This is a genomic window from Rhodanobacter geophilus (genome assembly GCF_040812275.1).
GTDB classification, from domain to species: Bacteria; Pseudomonadota; Gammaproteobacteria; order Xanthomonadales; family Rhodanobacteraceae; genus Rhodanobacter_A; species Rhodanobacter_A geophilus.
In genome coordinates this window covers 280,039-303,270 of record NZ_JBFOHL010000001.1, presented here as the reverse complement: position 1 = coordinate 303,270, position 23,232 = coordinate 280,039, and the positions used below count along the sequence as shown (strand labels likewise).

Here is a 23,232-nt window from a genome sequence, read left to right as displayed (position 1 = left end):
TTTTGACTACACGTGTCGTCACGCTACGCCTGGCGACACGTGTAGTCAAGTGGGTGCGGCGCCTCGCTTGCGGGACTTGCCGCCGCCTCAGGCGAGCACCGAGGCGGCATCCACGATGAAGTGCGCGATGATGCCGACCCACAGGTTGCGCCGCCACAGATACAGCAGGGAGAAAGCCAGGCCGCCGGTGGCGACGATCAGCTCGTGGCTCCAGCCCCAGTAGGCCACGTGGTCGATGGTGAACACGGCGAGGGAGAGCAGCAGCGCGACGATGCGGCTGCCGCTCAGCTCCTCGATCCGCTGCATCGCATAGCCGCGGAACAGCACTTCCTCGGAAACCGCGGCGCGCACGGTCGAGATGAAGCGCCACCAGAAAGGGGTGGCCATCAGGGCGCCGCCGTTCGCCGTCGTGGCTGCCGAGTCGCTCAGGTGCAGCGCAGGGAGTATGAGGAAATACATCGTGCCCAGCACGGCCAACACCGTCACGCCGGCCGCCACGCCGATCAGCGTGTTGCCGATGCCTGGCTTGCGGAAACCGATCGACGACAGCGGCCGCCGCTCGACCTTGCGCACGTAGAGCAACATCGCCGCGATGCAGATCCACCAGATCGCCTCGTTGCCGAGCAGGTGGCCGACGCCCGCGAACTCGTGGTCCCAGTTGCTGAACGGAAGACTGGCGACGCCGAGCGCGAGCAGCAGCCCGGCCAGGGTGACGAGCCAGGTGCGCCGGTCGGTCGCCTTGAAGCCGGTGGCCAGGGTTTGCATGGATGCCTCCGCGTGGCTGCGGTATGGGTCAGGCGTCTGCCCGCGTCGCACGTGCGTCGCCGACGATGCGGATGAAGCGGTCGATGGCCTGCGTCGTCCGCTTGCGGTCGCCGGTGCTCATCAGTTCGATGAACAGGCCGTCGAAGACCGCGACGCAAAGCGTGGCGAAGGCCGGGTCGCGCTCTTGTGCGGGAAGCAGCGCGAGCACCAGTCCCGACCAGTTCGCGGCATTGCGCTGCAGGTATTGCGCATAGGCGTCCGGGTTCTGGACGGCCAGGACCTGCAGTTCGTAGAGCAGCTTCAGGTAGGGGAAATTTTTCGGCGCGAGCGCCCAGTCCCAGAGCAGTTTCAGCGGCGGCTTCGCGGGACCCTTCGCGGGCGGACGCTGCAGCAACCGCGAGAAGGATTGCCGCAGTTGCGCCTGCATGGCTTCGAGGACTTCGACGAGCAGTCCCTCTTTCGATCCGAAGTGGTAGATCAGCAGGCGCGCGCTGGTGCCGGTGGCTGCGGCTAGCGGGCGCAGCGAGAGATCGGCCAGCCCGCGCTCCAGCAGGCAGGCGATGAGGGATTCGACCAGTGCTTCTTTCCGTGTCTGCATGTAACGGACGTTACATGTAACGTTCGTTACAGGTCAAGCGGGCGCGCCGGCGCCTAGAACGCCATGTCGAACGCCACCTCGCCCTCCACGCCGACCTGGTAGGCCGAGACGCGGCGCTCGAAGAAGTTGGTGACTTCCTGCACGTCCTGCAGGTCCATGAAGTCGAACGGATTCTTCGCGCCGTACTTCTTCGGCAGGTCGAGCTGGGCCAGGCGCTGGTCGGCCACGTATTCCAGGTACTGGCGCATGTCCTTCGCCGACAGGCCCACCACGCCGCCGGAGAGCACGTCCTCGGCGAACTGCGTCTCGCAGGCGATGGCGTCCTCCAGCATTTCCTCCACCTGCATGCGCATCTGCTCGTCGAACAGCCCAGGCTCCTCCGCGCGCACGGTGCGCACCACCTCGAAGGCGAACGCCATGTGGCAGCTCTCGTCGCGGAACACCCAGTTGGTGCCGGAGGCGAGGCCGTGCAGCAGCCCGCGCGAGCGGAAGTAGTACACGTAGGCGAACGCGGCGAAGAAGAACAGGCCCTCGATGCAGGCGGCGAAGCAGATCAGGTTGAGCAGGAACTGGCGGCGCTGCTCGCGCGTCTGCAGCTTCTGCAGGCCCTGGATGGAATCGATCCACTTGAAGCAGAACTCGCCCTTGGCGCGGATCGACGGGATGTTCTCGATCGCCGCGAAGGCCTTGGCGCGTTCGCCCTGGTCGGGGATGTAGGTGTCCAGCAGGGTGAGGTAGAACTGCACGTGCAGCGCTTCCTCGTACAGCTGGCGCGACAGGTACATGCGCGCTTCGGGCGCGTTGATGTGCTGGTACAGGTTCAGCACCAGGTTGTTCGACACGATGGTGTCGCCGGTGGCGAAGAACGCGATCAGGCGGTGGATCAGGTGGCGGTCGGCCGGCGACATCTTGGCGTTGAGGTCGGTGGTGTCCAGCGAGAAATCCACCTCGTCCACCGTCCAGGTGTTCCTGATGGCGTTGCGGTATATCTCGTAGAACGCCGGGTAGCGCATCGGGCGCAGGGTGAGTTCGAAGCCCGGATCGAGGATGTGCCGGGGGCGTTCGGGTTGGGCGGACATGGTCGGTTCCTTCATGGGGCGCAGCCGGTCGGCGCGCGGTGGTGTCTTTGCCGTCATCCCGGCGAAAGCCGGGATCCAGGGTCTTTCGCCTACGCGTCGCGGCGGCAAGAGCTAAGGCACTGGGTCCCAGCTTTCGCTGGGACGACGGTGGGGCATTACTGGCACGCTTCGCAGTACTCGGGGTTTTCCAGCGAGCAGAACACTGCTGCATTAGCCTTCTCCTGGTCCGCCACCGCTGTCTTGCCCGCCGACACCGTGGTCTTGGCGATCTTCGTCGCCGGCCGCGAGCGCAGGTAGTAGGTGGTCTTGATGCCGGACTTCCACGCGTACATGTACATCGACGAAAGCTGGCCGATGTTCGGGTTCTCCATGAACAGGTTCAGCGACTGGCTCTGGTCGATGTAGGCGCCCCGTGCGGCGCCGAGGTCGATCAGCGCCTTCTGCGGCAGCTCCCACACGGTGCGGTAGATCTGGCGCAGCCGCTCGGGGATCGCCGCGATGCCCTGGATCGAACCTTCCGCCAGCTTGATGGCGTCGCGGATTTCGGACGTCCACAGCCCCAGCGTCTTCAGCTCGTCGACGAGGTAGCGGTTGACGACGAGGAAGTCCCCCGACAGCGTCTCGCGCTTGAACAGGTTGCTCACCTGCGGCTCGATGCACTCGTAGCAGCCGGCGATCGAGGCGATGGTGGCGGTGGGTGCGATGGCGATCAGCAGCGAGTTGCGCAGGCCGTTCGCCTTGATCGACTCGCGCAGCGCGTTCCAGCGCGCCCCGTCGTGCGGCTTCGCGCTGGGCCAGTAGTCGAACTGCAGTTCGCCGTTGGCCGCGCGGCTTTCGGCGAAGCCCGGATGCGCGCCGTGCTCCATCGCCAGCTCGTTCGACTGCGACAGCGCGTGGAAGTAGATCTCCTCGGCGATGCGGGTGGACAGCTCCAGCGCCTCGGCCGAGTCGAACGGCAGGCGCAGCTTGAAGAACACGTCCTGCAGGCCCATCACGCCCAGGCCCACCGGGCGCCACTTGCGGTTGGCGGTGGCGGCGGTGTCGATCGGGTAGAAGTTGAGATCGATCACGCGGTCGAGCTGGCGCACCGCGGTGCGTGTAGTGGCGGCGAGCTTGTCGAAGTCGAATGCACCGTCGACGACGTGCCGCGACAGGTTGATCGAGCCCAGGTTGCACACCGCCGTCTCGCCGGCGTTGGTCACTTCCAGGATCTCGGTGCACAGGTTGGATAGGTGGATGACGTTCCCGGCCTTCGCCGTCTGGTTGCTGGTGGCGTTGCTGCGGTCCTTGAAGGTCATCCAGCCGTTGCCGGTCTGCGCCAGCGTGCGCAGCATGCGTGCGTACAGCTCGCGTGCCTTGACCTTCTTCGCCGCCAGGCCGTTCGCCTCGGCTTCGCTGTAGGCGCGCTCGAAGGCCTCGCCCCAGCTGTCGACGAAGTGCGGCACGATCTTGGGATCGAACAGCGACCAGTCGCCGTCCGTTTCCACGCGGCGCATGAACTCGTCGGGGATCCAGTTCGCAAGGTTGAGGTTGTGCGTGCGGCGTGCCTCGTCGCCGGTGTTGTCGCGCAGTTCCAGGAATTCCTCGATGTCGGCGTGCCACGGCTCCAGGTACACGCAGGCCGCGCCCTTGCGCTTGCCGCCCTGGTTCACCGCGGCGACCGAGGCGTCCAGCGTCTTCAGCCACGGCACCAGGCCGTTCGAGTGGCCGTTGGTGCCCTTGATCAGCGAACCGCGCGAACGCACGCGCGACCAGGCCAGGCCGATGCCGCCGGCGAACTTCGACAGCTTCGCCACGTCGGCGTACTTGTCGTAGATCGACTCCAGCGAATCGGTCGGCGAGTCGAGCAGAAAGCACGACGACAGCTGCTCGTGCGCGGTGCCGGCGTTGAACAGGGTGGGCGAGCTGGCGATGTATTCCAGCGAGGACAGCAACCGATACAGCTCCAGCGTCTCGCCGATCTCGTTGCCGCCCAGCGCGCAGGCGATGCGCATGAAGAAGTACTGCGGCGTCTCGATCACATGGCGCTGCTGCGGGTGGCGCAGCAGGTAGCGGTCGTACACCGTGCGCAGGCCGAAATACTCGAAGCGGCGGGTGACCAGCGGGTCGATCGCGTCGTTGAGCTTGCGCGCGTTGGCGGCCACGAAGTCGCGCAGGCGCTCGTTGAGGATGCCCAGCTCCGCGCCGCGCGCGATCGACTGCGAGAAGCTCTGGATTTCCTGCCCGCTGACTTCCTTGTCGATGTAGGCGCCGAGCAGGCGCGCGGCGAGCTGGCCGTACTCGGGCTCCTCGGCGGTGAGTGCGGCGGCGGTGCGGATCGAGAGCTGGTCCAGTTCCTGCGTGGTGGCGCCGTCGTACAGGCCGCCGATGGTCTTCAGTGCCACGCGCAGCGGGTCCACCGCGTGCAGGCCGTCGGCACTGCGGGTCACCGCGCGCACGATCTTGTTGACGTCCACCGTCTCCTGGCCGCCGTTGCGCTTGGTCACGCGCATCTGGCCGGGGTTGTGCGGCGGGGTGAGGGCGAAGGGTTCGGCAGGTGCGGCTTGGTGCTGTTCTTGCAGGACGGGCATCAGGGTTTCGCTGGTGGATGCCGGGGCCGTGGCGGCTGCGGCGGAAAACGCGGACGACTCCACGCGGGCGCCGGAACGCTCGCGGGTGGCGGTATCGAGAGGCTGCATGTCGGTGACTCCAACCGAAAGTGATCAACCGCCTGCTCCCGCGCGCAGGGCTGAAGTGGCGGTTGCTCGCGGACGGTCGTGCCGTCGGGCGGCTGGGGCCCGGCGATCCGACGCGCCTCCCCGCGGAAGCCGTCACCACTCGGCATGGCGCTCCGGCCATGCCGTGTCGGCAGGTCTTCGGACTCGCGGACGTGGGCCGTTCGACCCGCCTACTGGTCTCCGCTTCCCGATCGCTGTGGATCAGTGCGCTAACGAGACGTTCGTTTCCGCTTACCGCTGCGGGGCAGTTCCGGATTCGCACCGGATTCCCTTTTGAGCCCGACCGACGATCGCGTCTGGCCGGGCACCGACAGGCACAACATATCGGGCTGAACCGGTACGGTCAACCACAACAGGTTGTGGATAGTCGGTGGAAAACCCGCTTGTGCCGCGTTCTGGCGCGGCTTGCGGGCCGACGTTCAGAGCGCGTCCTGGTCCAGTTCGCCGGTGCGGATGCGGATCACCTGTTCCAGCGGGCTCACGAAGATCTTGCCGTCGCCGATCTTGCCGGTGCGGGCCGAGTTCTGGATCGCCTCCAGCACGCGGTCGAGTTGCTCGTCGGCCACCGCCGCCTCCAGCTTGATCTTGGGCAGGAAGTCGACCACGTACTCGGCGCCGCGATACAGCTCGGTGTGGCCCTTCTGGCGGCCGAAGCCCTTCACCTCGGTCACGGTGATGCCCTGCACGCCAACCTCGGCCAGCGCCTCGCGCACATCGTCGAGTTTGAACGGCTTGATGATCGCCACGACCAGCTTCATGGAATGTCCTCGGCAGGGGCGTCGGAGGCGACGCGCATCGCCATTTTGCCTTCATGGCCTTCTGCTGTCGCGGAATCCGTGGCTGTAGGACAATTCCTACACCAAATCACGGAGTCCGCCGATGGTGCGTCCATCTTTCGTTCATGGATACTTTTCCCCGACAAGTTCGAGGCGTCGTCCATGATGGACCGACTTGATATCGACCAGCTGGCACGACGCCTGGCATCGTTGGTTCCGCCCGGAGTGGCACAGGCGCAACAGGATTTGCGAACCAATTTCCACGATGTCCTGGCGCAGGGATTGCGCCGCCTCGATCTGGTCACCCGCGAGGAGTTCGACGTCCAGAGCCAGGTGCTTGCACGCACCCGGGCCAAGGTCGAGGAATTGGAGCGACGCGTGGCCGAACTCGAGGCTGCTGCCGCCAACCGCGGGGACTAGCACGACCAAGCCTCCCGGGAGCCGCCCCCGATCTGTCACCCTCACCCCGAGCTAACTGGTCGGGGGCGGTTATTTCTTACCTGACGCCGTGAATGGAGTCGCTCGATGCGGGTGTGTGACAGCGGCTTCCATGCGAGCCGGCCACCGGCGGCCGCATGAGCCTCGCCGTCACCCTCAGTCGCGCCCAGGAAGGCATTGCCGCACCGCAGGTGATGGTCGAGGTGCATCTGTCCGGCGGCCTGCCGGCTACCAGCATCGTGGGCCTGCCCGAAGCCGCCGTGCGCGAGGCGCGCGACCGCGTGCGGGTGGCGATCCAGAACACCGCGTTCGAGTACCCCGGCCGTAAGGTCACCGTGAACCTGGCACCGGCCGAGCTGCCCAAGGACGGCGGCCGCTTCGACCTGCCGATCGCGCTGGGCATCCTCGCCGCCAGCGGCCAGGTGCCGCGCGAGAAGCTGGACGATTGCGAATTCCTCGGCGAGCTGGCGCTCAGCGGCTCGCTGCGCAGCGTGTCCGGCGTGTTGCCCGCGCTGCTGCGCGCGCGCGCGCGCGGTCGCCGCGTGGTGGTGCCGCGCGCGAACGCAGCCGAAGCCGCGCTGGTGTCGGAAGTGGATGTGCGCGTGGCCGATACCCTGGCCGAGGTCTGCGGCTGGCTGCGCGGCGCGCAGGATCTGGCCACGCCGACGGGCGCGTCCACCGATGGCGGCGTCCACGATGGCCCCGACTTGCGTGACGTGCGCGGCCAGCTGCAGGCGCGCCGCGCGCTGGAGATCGCTGCCGTGGGTGGCCATCACCTGCTGCTGGTGGGGCCGCCGGGCACCGGCAAGACCATGCTGGCCGAGCGTCTGCCTGGCATCCTGCCGTCGCTCTCCGAATCCGAGGCGCTGGAAACCTGCGCGGTGCTGTCGGTGGCCGGCCAGCCCACCGATCCTGCGCGCTGGCGGCGCCGGCCATTCCGGGCGCCGCACCACACCGCCTCTGCGGTGGCTCTGGTAGGCGGCGGTTCGCAGCCGCGGCCGGGCGAGATCTCGCTGGCGCACAACGGCGTGCTGTTCCTTGACGAGTTGCCGGAATTCAGCCGGCACGTGCTGGAGGTGCTGCGCGAACCGCTGGAGTCGGGGCACATCGTGGTCTCGCGCGCGGCGCGGCAATCCACCTTTCCCGCCCAGTTCCAGCTGGTGGCGGCGATGAACCCCTGTCCCTGCGGTTACGCCGGCGATCCGCGCCGGCAGTGCCGTTGCACGCCCGAGCAGGTGCAGCGCTATCGCGCGCGGATATCCGGGCCCTTGCTGGACCGCATCGATCTCGCGGTCGAGGTGCCCCCCTTGCCGTTGCACGAGATGGACGCGGCGCGCAGCGCGCGCGACGAGGATTCCGCCACGGTGCGTGCCCGCGTGCTGCGGGCGCGGCGGCATGCCCTGATGCGTGCGGGGCGGCCGAATGCGGAGGTCAGCCAACGCGAGCTGGAACGCGACTGCGCGCTGGGTTCGGCCGAACGGCGCTGGTACGAGCAGGCGCTGGAGCGGCTCGGGCTGTCCGCGCGCGCCTATCATCGCGTGTTGCGGGTGGCGCGCACGATCGCCGACCTCGACGGCGGCGCCGCGCTGCTCGAGCGCGAGCACCTGGCCGAGGCGCTGCAATACCGCCGCTACTGACCGCGGCCTGCCGGCTGGACGCATCGCGCCTGTACGTGTTCCGATGGCGTCCGGAACGCAGACAAGGATCGCGATGAGCATCGAACCGGGCCTGGTACTCGCCGGCATGCTGGTGATCGGTTTCCTGTGCCAGTGGCTGGCGTGGCGGGTGAAGCTGCCCGCAATCGTGTTCCTGCTGCTGGCCGGTCTGCTGCTCGGGCCAGTGAGCGGCCTGTTGCATCCGGACCGGCTGCTGGGCCCGCTGCTGTTCCCCATGGTCTCGCTGGCAGTGGCGCTGATCCTGTTCGAAGGCAGCCTCACGCTGCGCTTCCATGAGCTGCCCGGCATCGGCGGCGCGGTACGCGGACTGGTGAGTTACGGCGCCTTGCTCGCCCTGCTGCTGCTGGCCGCGGCCGCGCATCTGGTCGCCGGCGTGGCGTGGCCGATCGCGCTGCTGTTCGGCGCGCTCACCTGCGTCACCGGGCCCACCGTGATCGCGCCGATGCTGCGCACGCTGCGGCCCAGCGAGCGCATCGCGAACACCTTGCGTTGGGAAGGCATCGTGATCGACCCGCTCGGTGCGTTGTTCGCGGTGCTGATCTACGAGGCGGTGGTGTCGCACGAGCAAGGCCATACCGCGGGCGTGTTCGTGGCCACGCTGGCCTGCGGCACGCTGGTCGGCGCGCTGGCCGCGTGGCTGCTCGGCTTCTTGCTGCGGCGCCAGCTGATCCCCGAATACCTGCAGAACTACGGCGTGCTGGCAGCGGTGCTGCTGGCCTTCGTGGTCGCCAACACGCTTGCGCACGAATCCGGTCTGGTCACGGTGACGATCATGGGCATCGCACTGGGCAACCTGCGCGGCGTGCACATCGACGACATCCTCGATTTCAAGGAACACCTCACCACGCTGCTGGTGTCGCTGCTGTTCATCCTGCTGGCGGCGCGGCTGCCGTGGCCGCTGCCGGGGCACCTGCTGTGGGAAGGTTTCGCGATCTTCCTGTTCGCGCAGTTCGTCGTGCGGCCGCTCAGCGTGCTGGCCGCCAGCATCGGCAGCGCGCTGAGCTGGCGCGAGCGTGCGCTGATCGGCTGGGTGGCGCCGCGCGGCATCGTGGCCGCTTCGGTCTCCGCGCTGTTCGCATTGCGCCTGCAGGCGCTGGGCGTGGCCGGTGCCGAGGTGCTGGTGCCGCTGGTGTTCATCCTAATCATCGGCACCGTGGTGCTGCAGAGCGCCACCGCGCGACCGCTGGCGCGGTGGCTGAAGGTGGCCGAGCCGGAGCCGCACGGCGTGCTGATCTTCGGCGCCGACGCAGTGGCGCGCGGCGTGGGCACGGCGCTGCACGAAGCAGGCTTCCGCGTGGTGCTGGCCGACGACGACCATGACGGCATCCGCCGTGCACGCATGGAAGGCCTGGACACGTTCTTCGGCAACCCGGCCTCGCCGCACGCCGAGCGTCATCTCGATCTCGCCGGCATCGGTCGGCTGCTGGCGATGTCCACCCACCGCGAGCGCAACACCCTGGTCTGCGTGCATTACCGGCAGGAATTCGGTCGCGCGAAGGTCTATCGCCTGCGCGTGCTGGCGCCGGAGGAAAGCACCGGGCGCGTCGCGCTGGCCGACAAGCTGCTGGCGCCGGCGCTGTTCGACGAGGCGATGACGCATGCCCGCTTCGCCGAGCTGCTGGCGCGCGGCTGGCGCATCAAGTCCACCCGGTTGAGCAGCACCTTCGACTGGCCGCATTTCATCGATCAGTACGGCCCGGACAGCTTGCTGCTGTTCGGCGTCGAGGAGCGCGGCACGTTGCGGGTGGCCTCGGCCAAGCGCGAGCTGGAGCCCAGGCCGGGCTGGACGGTGATCGCGCTGGTGCCGCCTTCGCCTTGAGGGATGGTCGCCATGAACTTGCTGCAGGGGCGGCTTCAGCCGCGATGCGCTTCGACGCTGAAGAAGCATCGCGGCTGAAGCCGCTCCTACGGGTCGTTCCGCATGTGCTTCACGCGACGGCGTGGCGCGCGAACTGCGCTTCCTCCGTCGAGCCCTTCAGTGCCGTGGTCGACGACTGCCCTTGCTGGATCGCCTGGGTCACCGCATCGAAATAGCCGGTGCCCACTTCGCGCTGGTGCTTCACCGCGGTGAAACCGTGTTCGGCGGCAGCGAACTCCCTTTCCTGCAGTTCCACGAAGGCGCTCATCTGGTGGCGCGCATAGCCGTGGGCGAGGTCGAACATGCCGTAGTTGAGGCTGTGGAAGCCGGCCAGGGTGATGAACTGGAACTTGTAGCCCATCGCGCCCAGTTCGCGCTGGAACTTCGCGATGGTGTTGTCGTCGAGGTTCTTCCTCCAGTTGAAGCTGGGCGAGCAGTTGTAGGCGAGCAGTTTGCCGGGGAACCGCTGGTGGATGGCCTCGGCGAACTGGCGTGCCTCCTCCAGGTTCGGCCTGCTGGTTTCGCACCACACCAGGTCGGCATGGGGCGCATAGGCGAGGCCGCGGCTGATTGCCTGGGCCAGCCCGGCGCGCACGCGGAAGAAACCCTCGACGGTACGTTCGCCGGTGACGAAGGGCTTGTCGTTGTCGTCGATGTCGGAGGTGAGCAGGTCGGCAGCGTCGGCGTCGGTGCGCGCCACGATCAGGGTGGGCACGCCCAGCACGTCGGCGGCGAGGCGGGCGGCGGTGAGCTTGTCCACCGCTTCGCGCGTGGGCACCAGCACCTTGCCGCCCATGTGGCCGCACTTCTTCACACTGGCGAGCTGATCCTCGAAATGCACGCCGGCGGCGCCGGCCTCGATCATCGCCTTCATCAGCTCGAAGGCGTTGAGCACGCCGCCGAAGCCGGCTTCCGCATCGGCCACGATGGGCGCCAGCCAGTCGATGCCGTCCTGGCCTTCCGCGTGGTGCAGCTGGTCGGCGCGCAGCAGGGTGTTGTTGATGCGCTTCACCACCTGCGGCACGGAGTTCGCGGGGTAGAGCGACTGGTCGGGATACATCTCGCCGGCGAGGTTGGCGTCGGCGGCGACCTGCCAGCCCGAGAGATAGATCGCCTTGAGGCCGGCCTTCACCTGCTGCATGGCCTGGTTGCCGGTGAGCGCGCCCAGCGCGTTGACGAAGTCTTCCTCGTGCAGCGATTTCCACAGGCGTTCGGCGCCGTGGCGGGCCAGCGAGTGCTCGATGGCCACGGTGCCGCGCAGGCGCACCACGTCGATGGCACTGTAGTTGCGGCGGATGCCGGCCCAGCGCGGGTTGTTGTTCCAGTCCAGTTCGATCTGTTCGGCGGTGGGCAGGGTGGTCTTCATGGCGTGGCTCCGTGGTTTGAGCCCCTCTCCCGTCGGGAGAGGGGATGGGGTGAGGGTTCGGCACTTGCATAGGGCTGCGTGCTGCCGAACCCTCATCCGCCCTTCGGGCACCTTCATTCGGCACATCCTTGTGCCTCACCCTTCGGGCGGCTGGCGCCGTGCAAATCGGCAGTTCCGCCGATTTGTCTCCCAAGGGAGAAGGAAGAGAGATTCAAAGCTGTTCGTAGGCAGGCAAGGTGAGGAAGTCGGCCAGCGTGTCGGCGTGGATCAGTTCGCGCAGCAGCCGCGCGGCGGCATCCACGCGCGCGGCACCGGGTACGTTGCTGTCGCGCAGGCGATGGGCATGCGCGGCGAGCGCGTGATCGAACAGCGCGAAGTCGATCGGGGCGTGATCCTGGAATTCCACGCCACCGTGATGAAGCCACTGCCACAGCTGCGCCCGGGCGATCTCGGCGGTGGCGGCGTCTTCCATCAGGTGATGGATCGGCACGCAGCCCTGCCCGTCCAGCCACGCCGCGGTGTAGCGCAGGCATACCTCGACGTTGTTGTCGAAGCCGGAGCGGGTGATGGTGCCGGCGCAGGGCGCCAGCAACTGTTCGCGGCCCACGCGCACGTCGTCGCGTTCCACGTCGCGCTGGTTCGGCTCGGGCATGTATTCGTCGAACACCGCCTGCGCGACGGGCACCAGCGCGGGATGCGCCACCCAGGTGCCGTCGTGGCCGGCCTGCACCTCGCGCAGCTTGTCGGCGCGCACCTTGGCCAGCGCGGCCTCGTTGGCGGCCGCGTCGCCCTTGATCGGGATCTGCGCCGCCATGCCGCCCATCGCGAACGCGCCGCGACGGTGGCAGGTCTGGATCAGCAGTTCCGAATACGCCTTCAGGAACGGCACCGTCATCTGCACCTGGCCGCGCTCGGGCAGCAGGCGGTCGCGGTGGCCGCGCAGGGTCTTCAGGTAGGAGAAGATGTAGTCCCAGCGCCCGCAGTTGAGGCCCACGGCACGCGATTGCAGCGCGTGCAGGATCTCGTGCATCTGGAACGCGGCGGGCAGTGTCTCGATCAGCACGGTCACCTTCATGCTGCCGGGCGGGATGTCCAGTTCGGCTTCCGCGTGTGCCATCACCGCGTCCCACAGCGCGGCCTCTTCCATGCATTCCAGCTTGGGCAGGTAGAAGTAGGGACCGAGGTCGCGGCGATGCAGGGCCCGTGCGTTGTGGAAGGCGTACAGGCCGAAGTCCACCAGCGCGCCGCTCATGGCTTCGCCGTCCACCGTGAGGTGGCGCTCGGGCAGGTGCCAGCCGCGCGGGCGCACCACCAGCACTGCGGGGTTCGCGTCCACGCGGTAGTGCCTGCCCTCGGGCGAGGTGTAGGCCAGCTTGCCGGCCACCGCGTCGCGCAGGTTCACCTGGCCGTCGAGCTGGTTGGCGAAGCTGGGCGCGGAGGAATCCTCGAAGTCCGCCATGAACACCTTCGCGCCCGAGTTCAGCGCGTTGATGATCATCTTGCGCTCCACCGGCCCGGTGATCTCCACGCGGCGGTCGCGCAGCGCGGGCGGGATCGGGCCCACCGTCCATTCCGATTCGCGGATCGCGGCGGTGTCGGCGCGGAAATCCGGCAGCTCGCCGGCGTCCCAGCGCGCCTGCCGCTCGCGGCGGGCGGCCAGCAGCTCACGGCGACGGGTATCGAAGCGGCGGTGCAGGTCGGCGAGGAAGGCCAGCGCCTGCGGGCTGAGGATCGCCTGCTGGGCGGGGCTGGGCTGGCCGTGCAGCTGCACGGCTTCGGTGGTCAGGCGTTCGCGGGGCAAGGCCATGGTCGGCTCCGGTCGTTGGGCGACTCGAAGCTAGGTCATCGATTTAGAGTTTGACAAAGCAAATGTTTCAATTTTTGATATTGTCAATATCAATATGAGATGCAAGTCATTGGCATGACAGAACGAAAAGTACCCGTCAAGGCAGCGAAACCGCCCAAAAAAGCGCGCAGCAGTGCGGCAAAAAAGCGTACGCCAGCGCATGGTGGGACAGGCGAAGCCGCCCGTTTCTACTACAAGGGCAACCGCCACAAGCAGCTGCGCGCCTTCGTGGCCACGGTGAAGCTGGGTACGCTGAGCCGCGCCGCCGAGGCGCTGTTCCTCTCCCAGCCCTCGGTGAGCCTGCAGCTGCAGGCACTGGAGCGCGAGCTGGGCACGACCCTGCTGGAGCGCCGCCGCCGCCGCATCAACCTCACCGACGCGGGCGAGGCCTTGTACGAGCTGGCGCGCCCACTGGTGGAGGGCTGGGACAACCTCGACCGCGACTTCCAGGCCAGGGTGCAGGGCCTCACCGCCGGCAAGCTCGTCATCGCCGCCGGCACCTCCACCATCCAGTACCTGCTGCCCGGGCTGGTGCGTCGCTACCGCGAGCGCCATCCCGCCGTGCACCTGCAACTCGCCAACGTCACCGGCAAGGACGGCATGGCGATGCTGCGCGAGGACAAGGCCGACTTCGCCGTGGGCTCGATGCTGGACGTGCCGCACGACATCGCCTGGGCGCCGGTGCGCCACTACGACCCCATGCTGATCCTGCCGCCCGGACATCCGCTGGCGGAGAAGGCGGAGGTGGCGCTGGCGGATCTCTCGCCCTACGGCCTGATCCTGCCGCCGCAGCGGCTGTCCACCTACCGCCTGGTGGATCTGGTGTTCCAGCAGAACCAGGTGCCCTACCAGGTGGCCATCGAAGTGGGCGGCTGGGATGTCATCAAGGAATACGTGGCGATGGGCTTGGGCATCTCCATCGTCACCGGCATCTGCATCACCGACGCCGACCGCGAGCGCCTGGTCGTGCGCAACATGTCGCGCTGGTTTCCGCAGCGCAGCTACGGCGTGGTGATGCGCAAGGGCAAGTTCCTCAGTGCCGAGGCGCGCGCCTTCATCGACCTGATCCGGCCGGGACTACTGACGCATCGGGATTACGACGAGCCTGGGCATTCGGAGCGGTAGGCAGGAACGGCGAGCGGGAAGCGGATCGCCCGCTATATCCCGTGGTGCTTGCCTTGGAACGGCGCATACCACGCCCGCAGCCGTTCGACGTCGGTGGCCATGTCGTCCGTGGTGTCGAACAGCGGGCCGAGCCGGATGGTCTTGTCGGGGTAGTGGAAGGCGACCGGGAACACCGGCACGCCGGCGCCGTGGGCGATGCGCCAGAAGCCGCTTTTCCAGCGTGGCATGTGGCGGCGCGTGCCTTCGGGGGCGATGCCCAGCCACAGTGTTTCCTGCTTGCCGAAGCGATCGATCATCTGCTCGACCATGCCGGCGGCGGCGCCGCGGTCGATGGGGATGCCACCGAGCTTGACGAGCAGGCCGCCGAGCGGTCCCCGGAACAGTTCGCGCTTGGCCATGAAGTGCACGTCGGCGCCGATCGCGGCCTTCATCAGCAGGCCCCAGACGCCGTCCCACCACGAGGAATGCGGCGCGGCGATCAGCACCAGCTTCGGCACGTCGGGGAAGGTGCCGACGAGGCTCCAGCCGCACAAGTGCAACACGCCGCGGCACAGTTTGCGGCGCCAGCCGTCGCGCAGGTGTGGCATCCGTGGCGGCAGTTGCGCCGGCGCGAAAATGCTCCCCTTCATTCGAGTCCCGGCTTCTTCGTGCGCAGCTGTTTCAGCTTGCCGCGCTGCTGCTTGCCGGCGAGGCGGCGTTCCTTCGAGGCACGCGTGGGCTTGGTGGCCACGCGCTTCTTCGGCACGACTTGCGCGGCGCGGATGACTTCGACCAGCCGCTCGCGCGCGTCCTCGCGGTTGCGCCCCTGGTCGCGGAAGCGGCGTGCCTGGATCACCAGCACGCCGTCGTCGCTGAGGCGGCGGTCGCGCCGCGCCAGCAGGCGCTCGCGCAGCGGTTCCGGCAGCGTGGGCGAGCGCGCCACGTCGAAGCGTAGTTCCACCGCGCTCTCGGTGCGGTTCACGTGCTGCCCGCCCGGGCCGTCGGCGCGCAGGAAGCGCTCGACCAGTTCGGATTCGGGCAGGGCAAGGGTGCGGCTGATCGTCAGCATGCGGGGAGTTTAGGGGATGGCATGGGCGAGAGGACGCCCTTATCCGGTTCGGGCTGGGCGTGGCGCCATGGGCGCGAAAGGGGGCCTTGTCGTGTGGGTACCTTCGACTCCGCGCCTGCGGCGCTACGCTCAGGGCGAACGGGGCGGCGTCCAGCCGAAGCGTTCGAGCACACTGGTGTATTCGTGATCCAGCGGCGCTTCCAGCGCCACCGCTTCACCGCTCGCCGGATGCCGGAAATCCAGCTTCCACGCGTGCAGCAGCATGCGGTGGCAGGCGAAGTGCTGCTTGTAGAGGCGGTTGTGGTCGCCGCGGCCGTGCTGGCAATCGCCGATCACTGGATGGTGGACATGGGCGAGGTGCTTGCGGATCTGGCGGAAGCGGCCGCTTTCCGGTTCGGCCAGCAGCAGGGCGTAGCGTTGCTGCTGGTAGCGGCCGAGGGCAATCGGTACTTCCACCGTGGCGAGGCGGCGATAGCGCGTGCGTGCATCGCGGCGCGGGCCGGTCTCGCGCGAACCGGGCAGCGCATGGTCGATCACGTCTTCGGCCGGTTCCGGCCAGCCGCGCACCACCACGAGGTATTGCTTGCGCACGTCGCGGCCCATGAACTGCTCGCCCAGTGCCGCGGCGACTTCGCTTGACCGCGCCACCAGCAGCACGCCGCTGGTGGCGCGGTCGAGGCGGTGCGCGAGGTACACGTTGCCGCCCAGCTGCTCGCGCAGCACGTCCACCAGATACCGCTCGGCGTCGTTCACCATCTTCGAGCGGTGCACGGGCAGGCCCGCGGGCTTGTTCACCGCGATCAGGGCGTCGTCCTGGTAGAGGATGTCGAGCATGGCGTGTGCGACGGATTCAGCGCGAGCGCATCCAGCCCCAGCAGAACGCCAGCAGCCCGGCGACACCCATGCCCAGCGGCAGCCAGAAGCCATGTTGCGGCGCCAGCGCCCACAGCAGGGTGGCGCAGAGGATCAGGGTGGCGCCGAACGCGCTGCCCGCGATCATGCGCAGCAGCCGGCGCAGCAGGTGGCGCTGGTGGCTGAGCGTGTCCACGTCGGCGAGCAGGCGGTGTTCGCCGCGCGCGATGCGCTCCAGCGAGTCGTGCACCAGCTCGGGCAGGCGCGGCGCGAGGTGGAACCACTCGGGCAGGCGCCTGCGCACTTCGCGCAGGGTGCGCAGCGGACTGTAGCGTTCGCGCAGGATGCGCTTCAGCACCGGATGCGCCACCGCCCAGATGTCGATCTCGGGATCGAGCAGCCGCCCCACGCCCTCGATGTTGAGCAGGGTCTTCTGCAGCAGGATCAGCTGTGGCTGCAGGGTCAGCTCGAAGCGGCGTGCGGTCTGGAACAGCTTCACCACCAGTTCGGCCAGCGAGATCTGCGACAGCGGGCGGGTGAAGTAGGGTTCGCACACCGTGCGCACCGCGGCCTCGAGTTCGTCCAGCCGCACCGTGGCCGGCATCCAGCCCGCGTCCACGTGCAGCTTGGCGATGCGCGCGTAGTCGCGCTCGAACAGCGCGATGAAGTTCTGCGCCAGCCAGTACTGGTCGGCCTCGGGCAGCGAGCCCATGATGCCGAAGTCCAGCGCGATGAAGCGCGGTTCGCTGGGGCGCGTCGGGTCGACCCAGATGTTGCCGGGGTGGGCGTCGGCGTGGAAGAAGTTGTCGCGGAACACCTGCTCGTAGAACACCCGCACGCCCTTGGCGGCCAGCATCTTGCGGTCGATGCCGGCGGCGTCGATCGCGGCGATGTCGTCGCTGCTGATGCCGTGCACGCGCTCCAGCGTGAGCACGCGCGCGCTGGTCAGTTCCCAGTGCACCTCGGGCACGTAGAGATCGACACCGCTGGCGAAATTGCGCCGCAGCAGGCTGGCGCTGGCGCCTTCGCGCTGCAGGTCCAGCTCGTGCTCCAGCATCTTCTCGACCTCGGCGACCACGTCCAGCGGCCGGATCTTGTCGGCGTTCGGGTGCCAGCGCTGGGCGAGCAGGCCCAGCGAGTGCAGCAGGCGCACATCGCGCGCGATGCGCGCGTCGATGCCGAGGCGCAACACCTTCACCACCACGGCGCGGCCGTCCGGCAGGGTGGCGGCATGCACCTGGGCGATCGAGGCGGAGGCCAGCGGCGTCTCGTCGAAGTGCGCGTAAAGCAGGTTGATCGGTGCCTTCAGCTCGCGCTCGACGATGAGCTTGGCCTCGACGCCGGGAAAGGGCGGCACCTGGTCCTGCAGCAGGGCCAGTTCGTCGGCGATGTCCTCGGGCACGAGGTCACGGCGGGTGGACAGCACCTGGCCGGCCTTGACGAAGATCGGCCCCAGCTCGGTGAGCGCGAGGCGCAGGCGCGCGCCGCGCGGCAGCGGGCGCACGTCGACGACGGGTCGGCCCAGCAGCGGACGCAGGAATTTCAGCGGGCGGAACAGGTGGGTGGCGTCGACCAGCTCGTCCAGCCGGTAGCGCAACAGCACCACGGCGACGCGCAACAGGCGCGGCACGACGGCGAGCGGGGTCACGCGGATTTTCCTTCCAGCCGCGCTTCCAGCCGGGCGAGGCGGGCCTCCAGCCGCTCGCCGCGTTCGCGCAACGCATCCACGCCATCGAGGAAGGCTTCCGCCTCGCCGGGTGCCAGCGCGAGGCGCGACTCGTCGCGCAACCACGCGGCGCCATCCTCGGTGAGGTGGCTGGCGGTTTCCTTCGCATGTGCCAGCGCCTTGCGCACGGCGCGCGCCAGCGGCACGCCCAGCACGTCGCCGAACGTGCGCGCGAAGGCTTCCTCGAAATCCGGCGCGAACCGGCTGGCGAGTTTTTCCAGCCGCCGCGCGAGGTCGGCGTCGCCGGCGATCTCCACCTTGCCCGGCGCCACGCCGTCGTCGCCGCGGCGCAGCGCCATCGCCAGCAGGCTGCCGGGCGTGGCCGCCACGCGCAGCGTGCTGCCGGCGGTTTCGGTCTCATCCGGCGGGCCGACCTTGAGGCGACCGTCTTCCACGTGCACGGCCAGCGCCAATTCCGGTCCGCGCAGTTGCAGCAGCACGCGGCGGCCGTTCAGTGCGGCGAGCTTCTGCTGCGTATCCGGATCCAGCGACAGCGTGTGGTTCAGCGCGGTTTCCAGCGCGCGTCCGGCCAGCTTGCGCAGCGGCGCGGGCAGCCAGGCATTGGGAGTGGCGGTATTCATCCGTCGATTGTAGCGGCGCGGCCATCGACTGTAGGAGCAACTTCAGCCGCGACCGCCGAACGAATCGCGGCTGAAGCCGTTCCTACGCACCGGCGCCGTCGAAACCGAGCTGCCGCCATGCCTCGTACACCGCCACCGCGACGGCATTGGAAAGGTTGAGGCTGCGGCTGTCCGGCTGCATCGGCAGGCGCATGCGCCGCGCTTCGGGAATGGCGTCCACCACCTCGGCAGGCAGGCCGGCGGTCTCGCAGCCGAACAGCAGGGCGTCGCCGTCGGCGTAGTGCGCGTCGACATGGCGGGTGCGGCCGCGGGTGGTGAACGCGTATACGCGCGGCCGGCCGATCGCGGCGAGGCAGTCGTCGAGCGTGTCGTGCACCTGCACGCGGGCGTATTCGTGGTAGTCCAGGCCCGCGCGGCGCAGGCGCGTGTCGTCAAGCGCGAAGCCGAGCGGGCGGATCAGGTGCAGCGCGGCGCCGGTGTTGGCGCACAGGCGGATGGCGTTGCCGGTGTTCGGCGGAATCTCGGGGCGGAACAGGATGACGTGCAGCATCCGGCGATTATCGCGTGCGCGGCGGCGCACGGGCGAATCAGGTCAGGCGATCAGCCGCGCGGCAGCGGGCACGGCGCGCTGTCCGTCGCCGCGCAGTGGCTGGTCGAGGCCGCCAGTGCGCGGGAGGCGGCCGGTTGCAGCGAGGCCGGGCGGGCCGTCAGCATCGAGCCAAGCACTAGGGCGCAGACCAGCAGGCAGGCGGCGAACAGGCCGTGCAGCATCAGGGTTTCGTGTTTCATGGCGATTCTCCGGTCATCGTGGCGATGGGGATGGGAACTCAGCCCGGCTGCCGCGGGCAGATCACGCCGTCGGCGGGCAGGGCGCATTGCGCAGGCGCGGCCAGCAGGGCGCTGCCGATGCCGCCGGTGGCGGCCAGTTGCACCGACGAGGGGGTGGCCTTCAGCATCGCGCCCAGCACCAGGGTGCAAACCAGCAGGCAGACGACGAACAGGCCGCTCAGCATCAGGTTCTCGTATTTCATGGTGTGTCTCCGACAAGGGTGGGTGGTTCCTGCATGGGTTGTTTTGCAATCCGTGTGCCAAGCCGGAGATGAGCTGCAACCGATTGAATTTGAACGGTTTGAAAAATCCCGGCCACGGGCCGCCCGCTTGTCCGCGGACAGCCGGACAGGCAAGCCGGACAACGGGCCGGACGGACGGCAGGCTGTGCCCATCGTCCTCTGGCAAGAAGTTGCGATCTCCTCTAGCCTCGCCGGACACCTCGAAGCCAAGGAGCAACACGATGGGAAGCAAGCCACTTGCCCTGCTGATCGCGGGCCTGATGAGCGTCGCCGGCGGTGCCGCGCCGGACGTGGCGGCAGCCGCGCAGGGCGCGCCGGCCACGCACGGCATTCCGCAGATCGCCTACACCCGCTTCACCCTGCCGAACGGACTCACCGTGATCGTGCACGAGGACCACAAGGCGCCGGTGGTGGCGGTGAGCATCTGGTACCACATCGGTTCGGCCGACGAGCCCAAGGGCAAGACCGGTTTCGCCCACCTGTTCGAGCACCTGATGTTCTCGGGCTCGGAGCACCACAAGGGCACCTACTTCCAGCCGTTCGAAGTGGCCGGCGCCACCGACATGAACGGCACCACCTGGTTCGACCGCACCAACTACTTCGAGACGGTGCCCACCACCGCGCTGGACATGGCGCTGTGGATGGAGTCCGACCGCATGGGCCACCTGCTCGGCGCGATCGGCCAGAAGGAGCTCGACACCCAGCGCGGCGTGGTGCAGAACGAGAAGCGCCAGGACGAGAACCGCCCCTACGGCCGCGTGGACGAGAACATCCTCGCCAACACCTATCCCGCCAACCATCCCTACCAGCACGACACCATCGGCTCGATGGCCGATCTCGACGCGGCCTCGCTGGCCGACGTGAAGAACTGGTTCCACGCCAACTACGGCGCCGCCAACACCACCCTGGTGCTGGCCGGCGACATCACGGTGGCCGAGGCGCGCGCGAAGGCGCTGAAGTACTTCGGTGACATCCCCGCCGGCAAGCCGGTGGCGCACCAGCAGCCGTGGATCACGCCGCTGGCGAAGTCCACCCGCGGCGTGCAGCACGACCACGTGGCGCAGCCGCGCATCTACCGCACCTGGGTGGTGCCGCAGCTGGGCAGCGACGCGGCGATCCAGCTCGACCTCGCCAGCACCGTGCTGGGCGGCGGCAAGACCTCGCGGCTGTACCAGCGCCTCGTCTACCAGGACAAGCTGGTGGACGACGTCTCCGCCAGCATCGCGCCGTTCGCGCTGGCCAGCCAGTTCCAGATCCAGGCCGACGTGAAGCAGGGCGTAGATCCGGCGAAGGTGGAGGCCGCCATCGACGACGTGCTGAAGCAGTTCCTCGCCAACGGCCCCACGGCCGACGAACTCGATCGCGCCAAGATCGGCAACCGCGCGCAGTTCATCCGCGGGCTGGAGAAGGTGGGCGGCTTCGGCGGCAAGGCGGTGATCCTCGCCGAGGGTCAGGTCTATCGCGACGATCCGTCGGCCTACAGGAAGGATCTCGAACGCGCCAACGCAGCCACGCCGGCCAGCATCAAGGCCGCGGCGGACAAGTGGCTCACCAGGGGCGATTACCAGCTCACCGTGCTGCCCGCCGGCAAGGACTTCGATCCGGTGGCCGAGGACAAGGCCGTGAAGCCGCTGGGCGACGCCGCCGGCCGCCCGCAGCCGAAGCTGCCGCCCGCGCATCGGTACAGCGTGGCGAAGAGCGACGTAGACCGCGGCAGGGGCGTGCCGCAGGTCGACGCGTTCCCGGCGCTGAGCTTCCCGAAGCTGGAGCGCGGCAAGCTCGCCAACGGCATCGAGGTGATCCTCGCCCAGCGCCACACCATCCCGGTGACCCAGGTGCAGCTGCTGTTCGACGCCGGTTACGCCGCCGACCAGGGCGGCAAGCTCGGCGCGGCGAGCTTCGCCACGCGCCTGATGAACGAGAGCACCACGAAGATGGATTCGGTGGCCGTGTCCGAAGCGCGCCAGCGCCTCGGTGCAATCACCGGCATCGACTGCGACCTGGACAACTGCAGCGCCTCGCTCAACGCGCTGAACGACCAGCTCAAGCCCTCGCTGGCGCTGTTCGCCGACATCGTGCGCGATCCCGCGTTCAAGCCGGCCGACATCGAACGGGTACGCGGCCAGTGGCTGGCCGACATCGCGCAGGAGAAGACCCAGCCGGTGGGCCTCGCGCTGCGCACCCTGCCGCCGCTGCTGTACGGCGCCGACCACGCCTACGGCATCCCGTTCACCGGCAGCGGCACCGAGGCCAGCATCAAGGCGCTCACCGCCGCCGACCTGCGCGCGTTCCAGCAGAACTGGCTGCGCCCGGACAACGTGAAGATCCTCGTCGCCGGCGATACCACGCTGGACAGGATCATTCCCGAGTTGAACGCCGCCTTCGGCGACTGGAAAGCTCCGGCCACCGCGGTGCCGCACAAGAACATCGCGCAAGTCGCGGCGCAGCCGAAGCCGCGGGTGTTCCTGATCGACCGGCCCGACGCGCCGCAGTCGCTGATCATGGCCGGCCTGCTCGCGCCGTCCACGCGTGCCCCGGACAATCTGGCGATCCAGGTGGCGAACGGCGCGTTCGGCGGCACCTTCACCTCGCGCCTCAACATGAACCTGCGCGAGGACAAGCGCTGGGCCTACGGCGCGCAGAGCTTCCTGATGGATGCCCAGGGCCAGCGGCCGATGCTGTTCTACGCGCCGGTGCAGACCGACAAGACCGCGCCGTCCGCCGCGGAAGTGCTGAAGGAGGCGCGCGCGGTGGTCGGCGACAAGCCGCTGACCGCCGCCGAGATCGCGAAGATCAAGGACCAGCGCATCCGCGCATTGCCGGGCAGCTACGAGACCACCGGCGCGGTGCTGGGCGCGATGGACGGCATCGTCGAGTACGGCCGTCCCGATGACTACGTGCAGACGCTGAAGCCGAAGCTGGAGGCGATCACGTCGGCGGAAGCCGAGGCCGCGATCAGGGAGATCGTGCAGCCCGCGGCGATGACCTGGGTGATCGTGGGCGACCTCAAGCAGATCGAGGCGCCGGTGCGCGCGCTGAACCTGGGCGAAGTGCAGGTGATCGACGCCGACGGCAAGCCGGTGGCGAAGTAAGTCGCCGTACAGGACGCGGCCGGGCGCCGCGCGTTAGCATGACGGCCGGGTGGTTAGCCGCCCGGCCGTCCTTCATTCCGATCCGGAGTCGTCCATGCGCAAGACCGTGCTGCTGCTCGTTCCCACCCTGCTGCTGGGCGCCTGCACGTGGGGCATCAATCCCACCCCGGCGTCGCAGAACGTGCGCACGGCGTGGAACGGCGATGTTTCCGGCTGCCACGACCTGGGCAAGATCACGGTCTCGGTGATGGATCACGTGGGCCCGGTGGACCGCAACGACATCAAGGTGCGCGACGAACTGCAGGTGATGGCGCGCAACGAGGCCGCCACCATGCACGCCGACACCATCAAGCCGCTGGCCGAGCCCAGCGACGGCTCGCAGCCGTGGGGCGCGTACCAGTGCGGCTCGCGCGTCATCCAGCCCGCCACCGCGCCGGGCCAGCCCCAGCCATCCGCCAGCGGCGGCACGCAGACCTTCCCGGTCAAGGGCAACTGAGAACTTGGCCTCGACCCAGCAGGAAAGAACGAAGGGCGCCGATGGCGCCCTTCGCGTTAATTGAAGAGTGCGGCCATGGATGGCCGCCCGTTTGATCTCCGCGATCAGGGATGATCGCAAAAG

Annotated in this window: 21 protein-coding genes and 1 riboswitch; of the genes, 6 read left to right on the top strand and 15 right to left on the bottom strand. The window is 68.4% G+C overall.

The annotated features are described in order from the left end of the window. Window positions 1-87: 87 nt before the first annotated feature. From ABQJ56_RS01345 to glnK, 5 genes are all read right to left on the bottom strand, one after another. On the bottom strand, window positions 88-765 hold the full coding sequence (locus tag ABQJ56_RS01345; RefSeq protein ID WP_367843188.1) for a CPBP family intramembrane glutamic endopeptidase: 678 nt from the start codon (window positions 763-765) through the stop codon (window positions 88-90). Window positions 766-793: 28 nt separating this feature from the next. Continuing rightward, a complete protein-coding gene (locus ABQJ56_RS01340; protein ID WP_367843187.1) occupies window positions 794-1,363 on the bottom strand; it encodes a TetR/AcrR family transcriptional regulator in 570 nt (189 codons plus the stop codon). Window positions 1,364-1,416: 53 nt separating this feature from the next. Continuing rightward, window positions 1,417-2,442, bottom strand: a complete 1,026-nt coding sequence (locus ABQJ56_RS01335) for a ribonucleotide-diphosphate reductase subunit beta (protein ID WP_367843186.1) — start codon at window positions 2,440-2,442, stop codon at window positions 1,417-1,419. A 155-nt stretch (window positions 2,443-2,597) separates the two neighbouring features. Continuing rightward, window positions 2,598-5,012 carry a ribonucleoside-diphosphate reductase subunit alpha gene (locus ABQJ56_RS01330; protein WP_437343382.1) on the bottom strand — a complete coding sequence of 805 codons (2,415 nt, stop codon included), beginning with the start codon at window positions 5,010-5,012 and terminating at the stop codon, window positions 2,598-2,600. 259 nt (window positions 5,013-5,271) lie between these two features. Beyond that, window positions 5,272-5,485: riboswitch (cobalamin riboswitch) on the bottom strand. A gap of 93 nt (window positions 5,486-5,578) precedes the next feature. After that, window positions 5,579-5,917 carry a P-II family nitrogen regulator gene (glnK, locus tag ABQJ56_RS01325; RefSeq protein WP_192163057.1) on the bottom strand — a complete coding sequence of 113 codons (339 nt, stop codon included), beginning with the start codon at window positions 5,915-5,917 and terminating at the stop codon, window positions 5,579-5,581. 180 nt (window positions 5,918-6,097) lie between these two features. Here glnK and ubiK point away from each other — a divergent pair, with 180 nt between their 5' ends. The 3 genes from ubiK to ABQJ56_RS01310 all read left to right on the top strand — a co-directional run bounded on the left by ubiK (window position 6,098) and on the right by ABQJ56_RS01310 (window position 9,868). Continuing rightward, on the top strand, window positions 6,098-6,355 hold the full coding sequence (ubiK, locus tag ABQJ56_RS01320) for a ubiquinone biosynthesis accessory factor UbiK (RefSeq protein ID WP_367843184.1): 258 nt from the start codon (window positions 6,098-6,100) through the stop codon (window positions 6,353-6,355). 155 nt (window positions 6,356-6,510) lie between these two features. Next, a complete protein-coding gene (locus ABQJ56_RS01315; RefSeq protein WP_367843183.1) occupies window positions 6,511-8,010 on the top strand; it encodes a YifB family Mg chelatase-like AAA ATPase in 1,500 nt (499 codons plus the stop codon). A 73-nt stretch (window positions 8,011-8,083) separates the two neighbouring features. Beyond that, complete coding sequence (locus ABQJ56_RS01310) at window positions 8,084-9,868, top strand: cation:proton antiporter (RefSeq protein ID WP_367843182.1); 1,785 nt, start codon at window positions 8,084-8,086, stop codon at window positions 9,866-9,868. A 109-nt stretch (window positions 9,869-9,977) separates the two neighbouring features. Here ABQJ56_RS01310 and aceA read toward each other — a convergent pair whose 3' ends face one another. Both aceA and aceB read right to left on the bottom strand, forming a co-directional pair. Continuing rightward, window positions 9,978-11,273 carry an isocitrate lyase gene (gene aceA / locus ABQJ56_RS01305; protein WP_367843181.1) on the bottom strand — a complete coding sequence of 432 codons (1,296 nt, stop codon included), beginning with the start codon at window positions 11,271-11,273 and terminating at the stop codon, window positions 9,978-9,980. A gap of 211 nt (window positions 11,274-11,484) precedes the next feature. After that, complete coding sequence (aceB, locus tag ABQJ56_RS01300) at window positions 11,485-13,080, bottom strand: malate synthase A (protein WP_367843180.1); 1,596 nt, start codon at window positions 13,078-13,080, stop codon at window positions 11,485-11,487. A 114-nt stretch (window positions 13,081-13,194) separates the two neighbouring features. On the opposite strand from aceB, the gene ABQJ56_RS01295 reads away from it, so the two are divergent. Continuing rightward, the gene (locus tag ABQJ56_RS01295) at window positions 13,195-14,244 is read left to right on the top strand and encodes a LysR family transcriptional regulator (protein ID WP_367843179.1); all 1,050 of its coding nucleotides are present in this window, start codon (window positions 13,195-13,197) and stop codon (window positions 14,242-14,244) included. Between the two features lie 32 nt (window positions 14,245-14,276). Here ABQJ56_RS01295 and ABQJ56_RS01290 read toward each other — a convergent pair whose 3' ends face one another. The 8 genes from ABQJ56_RS01290 to ABQJ56_RS01255 form a co-directional block, all read right to left on the bottom strand. After that, window positions 14,277-14,873 (bottom strand): 1-acyl-sn-glycerol-3-phosphate acyltransferase, encoded by a 597-nt coding sequence (locus ABQJ56_RS01290; protein WP_367843178.1) that lies wholly within the window; start codon window positions 14,871-14,873, stop codon window positions 14,277-14,279. After that, entirely contained in the window at window positions 14,870-15,292 is a 423-nt protein-coding gene (gene arfB / locus ABQJ56_RS01285; protein ID WP_367843177.1) for an alternative ribosome rescue aminoacyl-tRNA hydrolase ArfB, read from the bottom strand. Before arfB ends, ABQJ56_RS01290 begins: the two co-directional genes overlap by 4 nt. A 129-nt stretch (window positions 15,293-15,421) precedes the next feature. Further along, window positions 15,422-16,126: a pseudouridine synthase gene (locus ABQJ56_RS01280; protein WP_367843176.1), complete on the bottom strand. Its 705-nt coding sequence runs from the start codon at window positions 16,124-16,126 to the stop codon at window positions 15,422-15,424. 16 nt (window positions 16,127-16,142) lie between these two features. Then, window positions 16,143-17,792 carry a ubiquinone biosynthesis regulatory protein kinase UbiB gene (gene ubiB / locus ABQJ56_RS01275; RefSeq protein ID WP_367843175.1) on the bottom strand — a complete coding sequence of 550 codons (1,650 nt, stop codon included), beginning with the start codon at window positions 17,790-17,792 and terminating at the stop codon, window positions 16,143-16,145. Beyond that, a complete protein-coding gene (locus tag ABQJ56_RS01270) occupies window positions 17,789-18,451 on the bottom strand; it encodes a ubiquinone biosynthesis accessory factor UbiJ (RefSeq protein ID WP_367843174.1) in 663 nt (220 codons plus the stop codon). Before ABQJ56_RS01270 ends, ubiB begins: the two co-directional genes overlap by 4 nt. A gap of 82 nt (window positions 18,452-18,533) precedes the next feature. Next, window positions 18,534-19,001, bottom strand: coding sequence for a tRNA (cytidine(34)-2'-O)-methyltransferase (locus ABQJ56_RS01265; protein ID WP_367843173.1), 468 nt, complete (start codon window positions 18,999-19,001; stop codon window positions 18,534-18,536). 50 nt (window positions 19,002-19,051) lie between these two features. After that, on the bottom strand, window positions 19,052-19,240 hold the full coding sequence (locus ABQJ56_RS01260; RefSeq protein ID WP_367843172.1) for a hypothetical protein: 189 nt from the start codon (window positions 19,238-19,240) through the stop codon (window positions 19,052-19,054). A gap of 38 nt (window positions 19,241-19,278) precedes the next feature. After that, a complete protein-coding gene (locus tag ABQJ56_RS01255) occupies window positions 19,279-19,482 on the bottom strand; it encodes a hypothetical protein (protein WP_367843171.1) in 204 nt (67 codons plus the stop codon). Between the two features lie 260 nt (window positions 19,483-19,742). On the opposite strand from ABQJ56_RS01255, the gene ABQJ56_RS01250 reads away from it, so the two are divergent. Together ABQJ56_RS01250 and ABQJ56_RS01245 are read left to right on the top strand one after the other, a co-directional pair. Continuing rightward, on the top strand, window positions 19,743-22,613 hold the full coding sequence (locus ABQJ56_RS01250) for a M16 family metallopeptidase (protein WP_367843170.1): 2,871 nt from the start codon (window positions 19,743-19,745) through the stop codon (window positions 22,611-22,613). 94 nt (window positions 22,614-22,707) lie between these two features. Further along, window positions 22,708-23,109: a DUF4156 domain-containing protein gene (locus ABQJ56_RS01245; protein WP_367843169.1), complete on the top strand. Its 402-nt coding sequence runs from the start codon at window positions 22,708-22,710 to the stop codon at window positions 23,107-23,109. Window positions 23,110-23,232 lie beyond the last annotated feature (123 nt).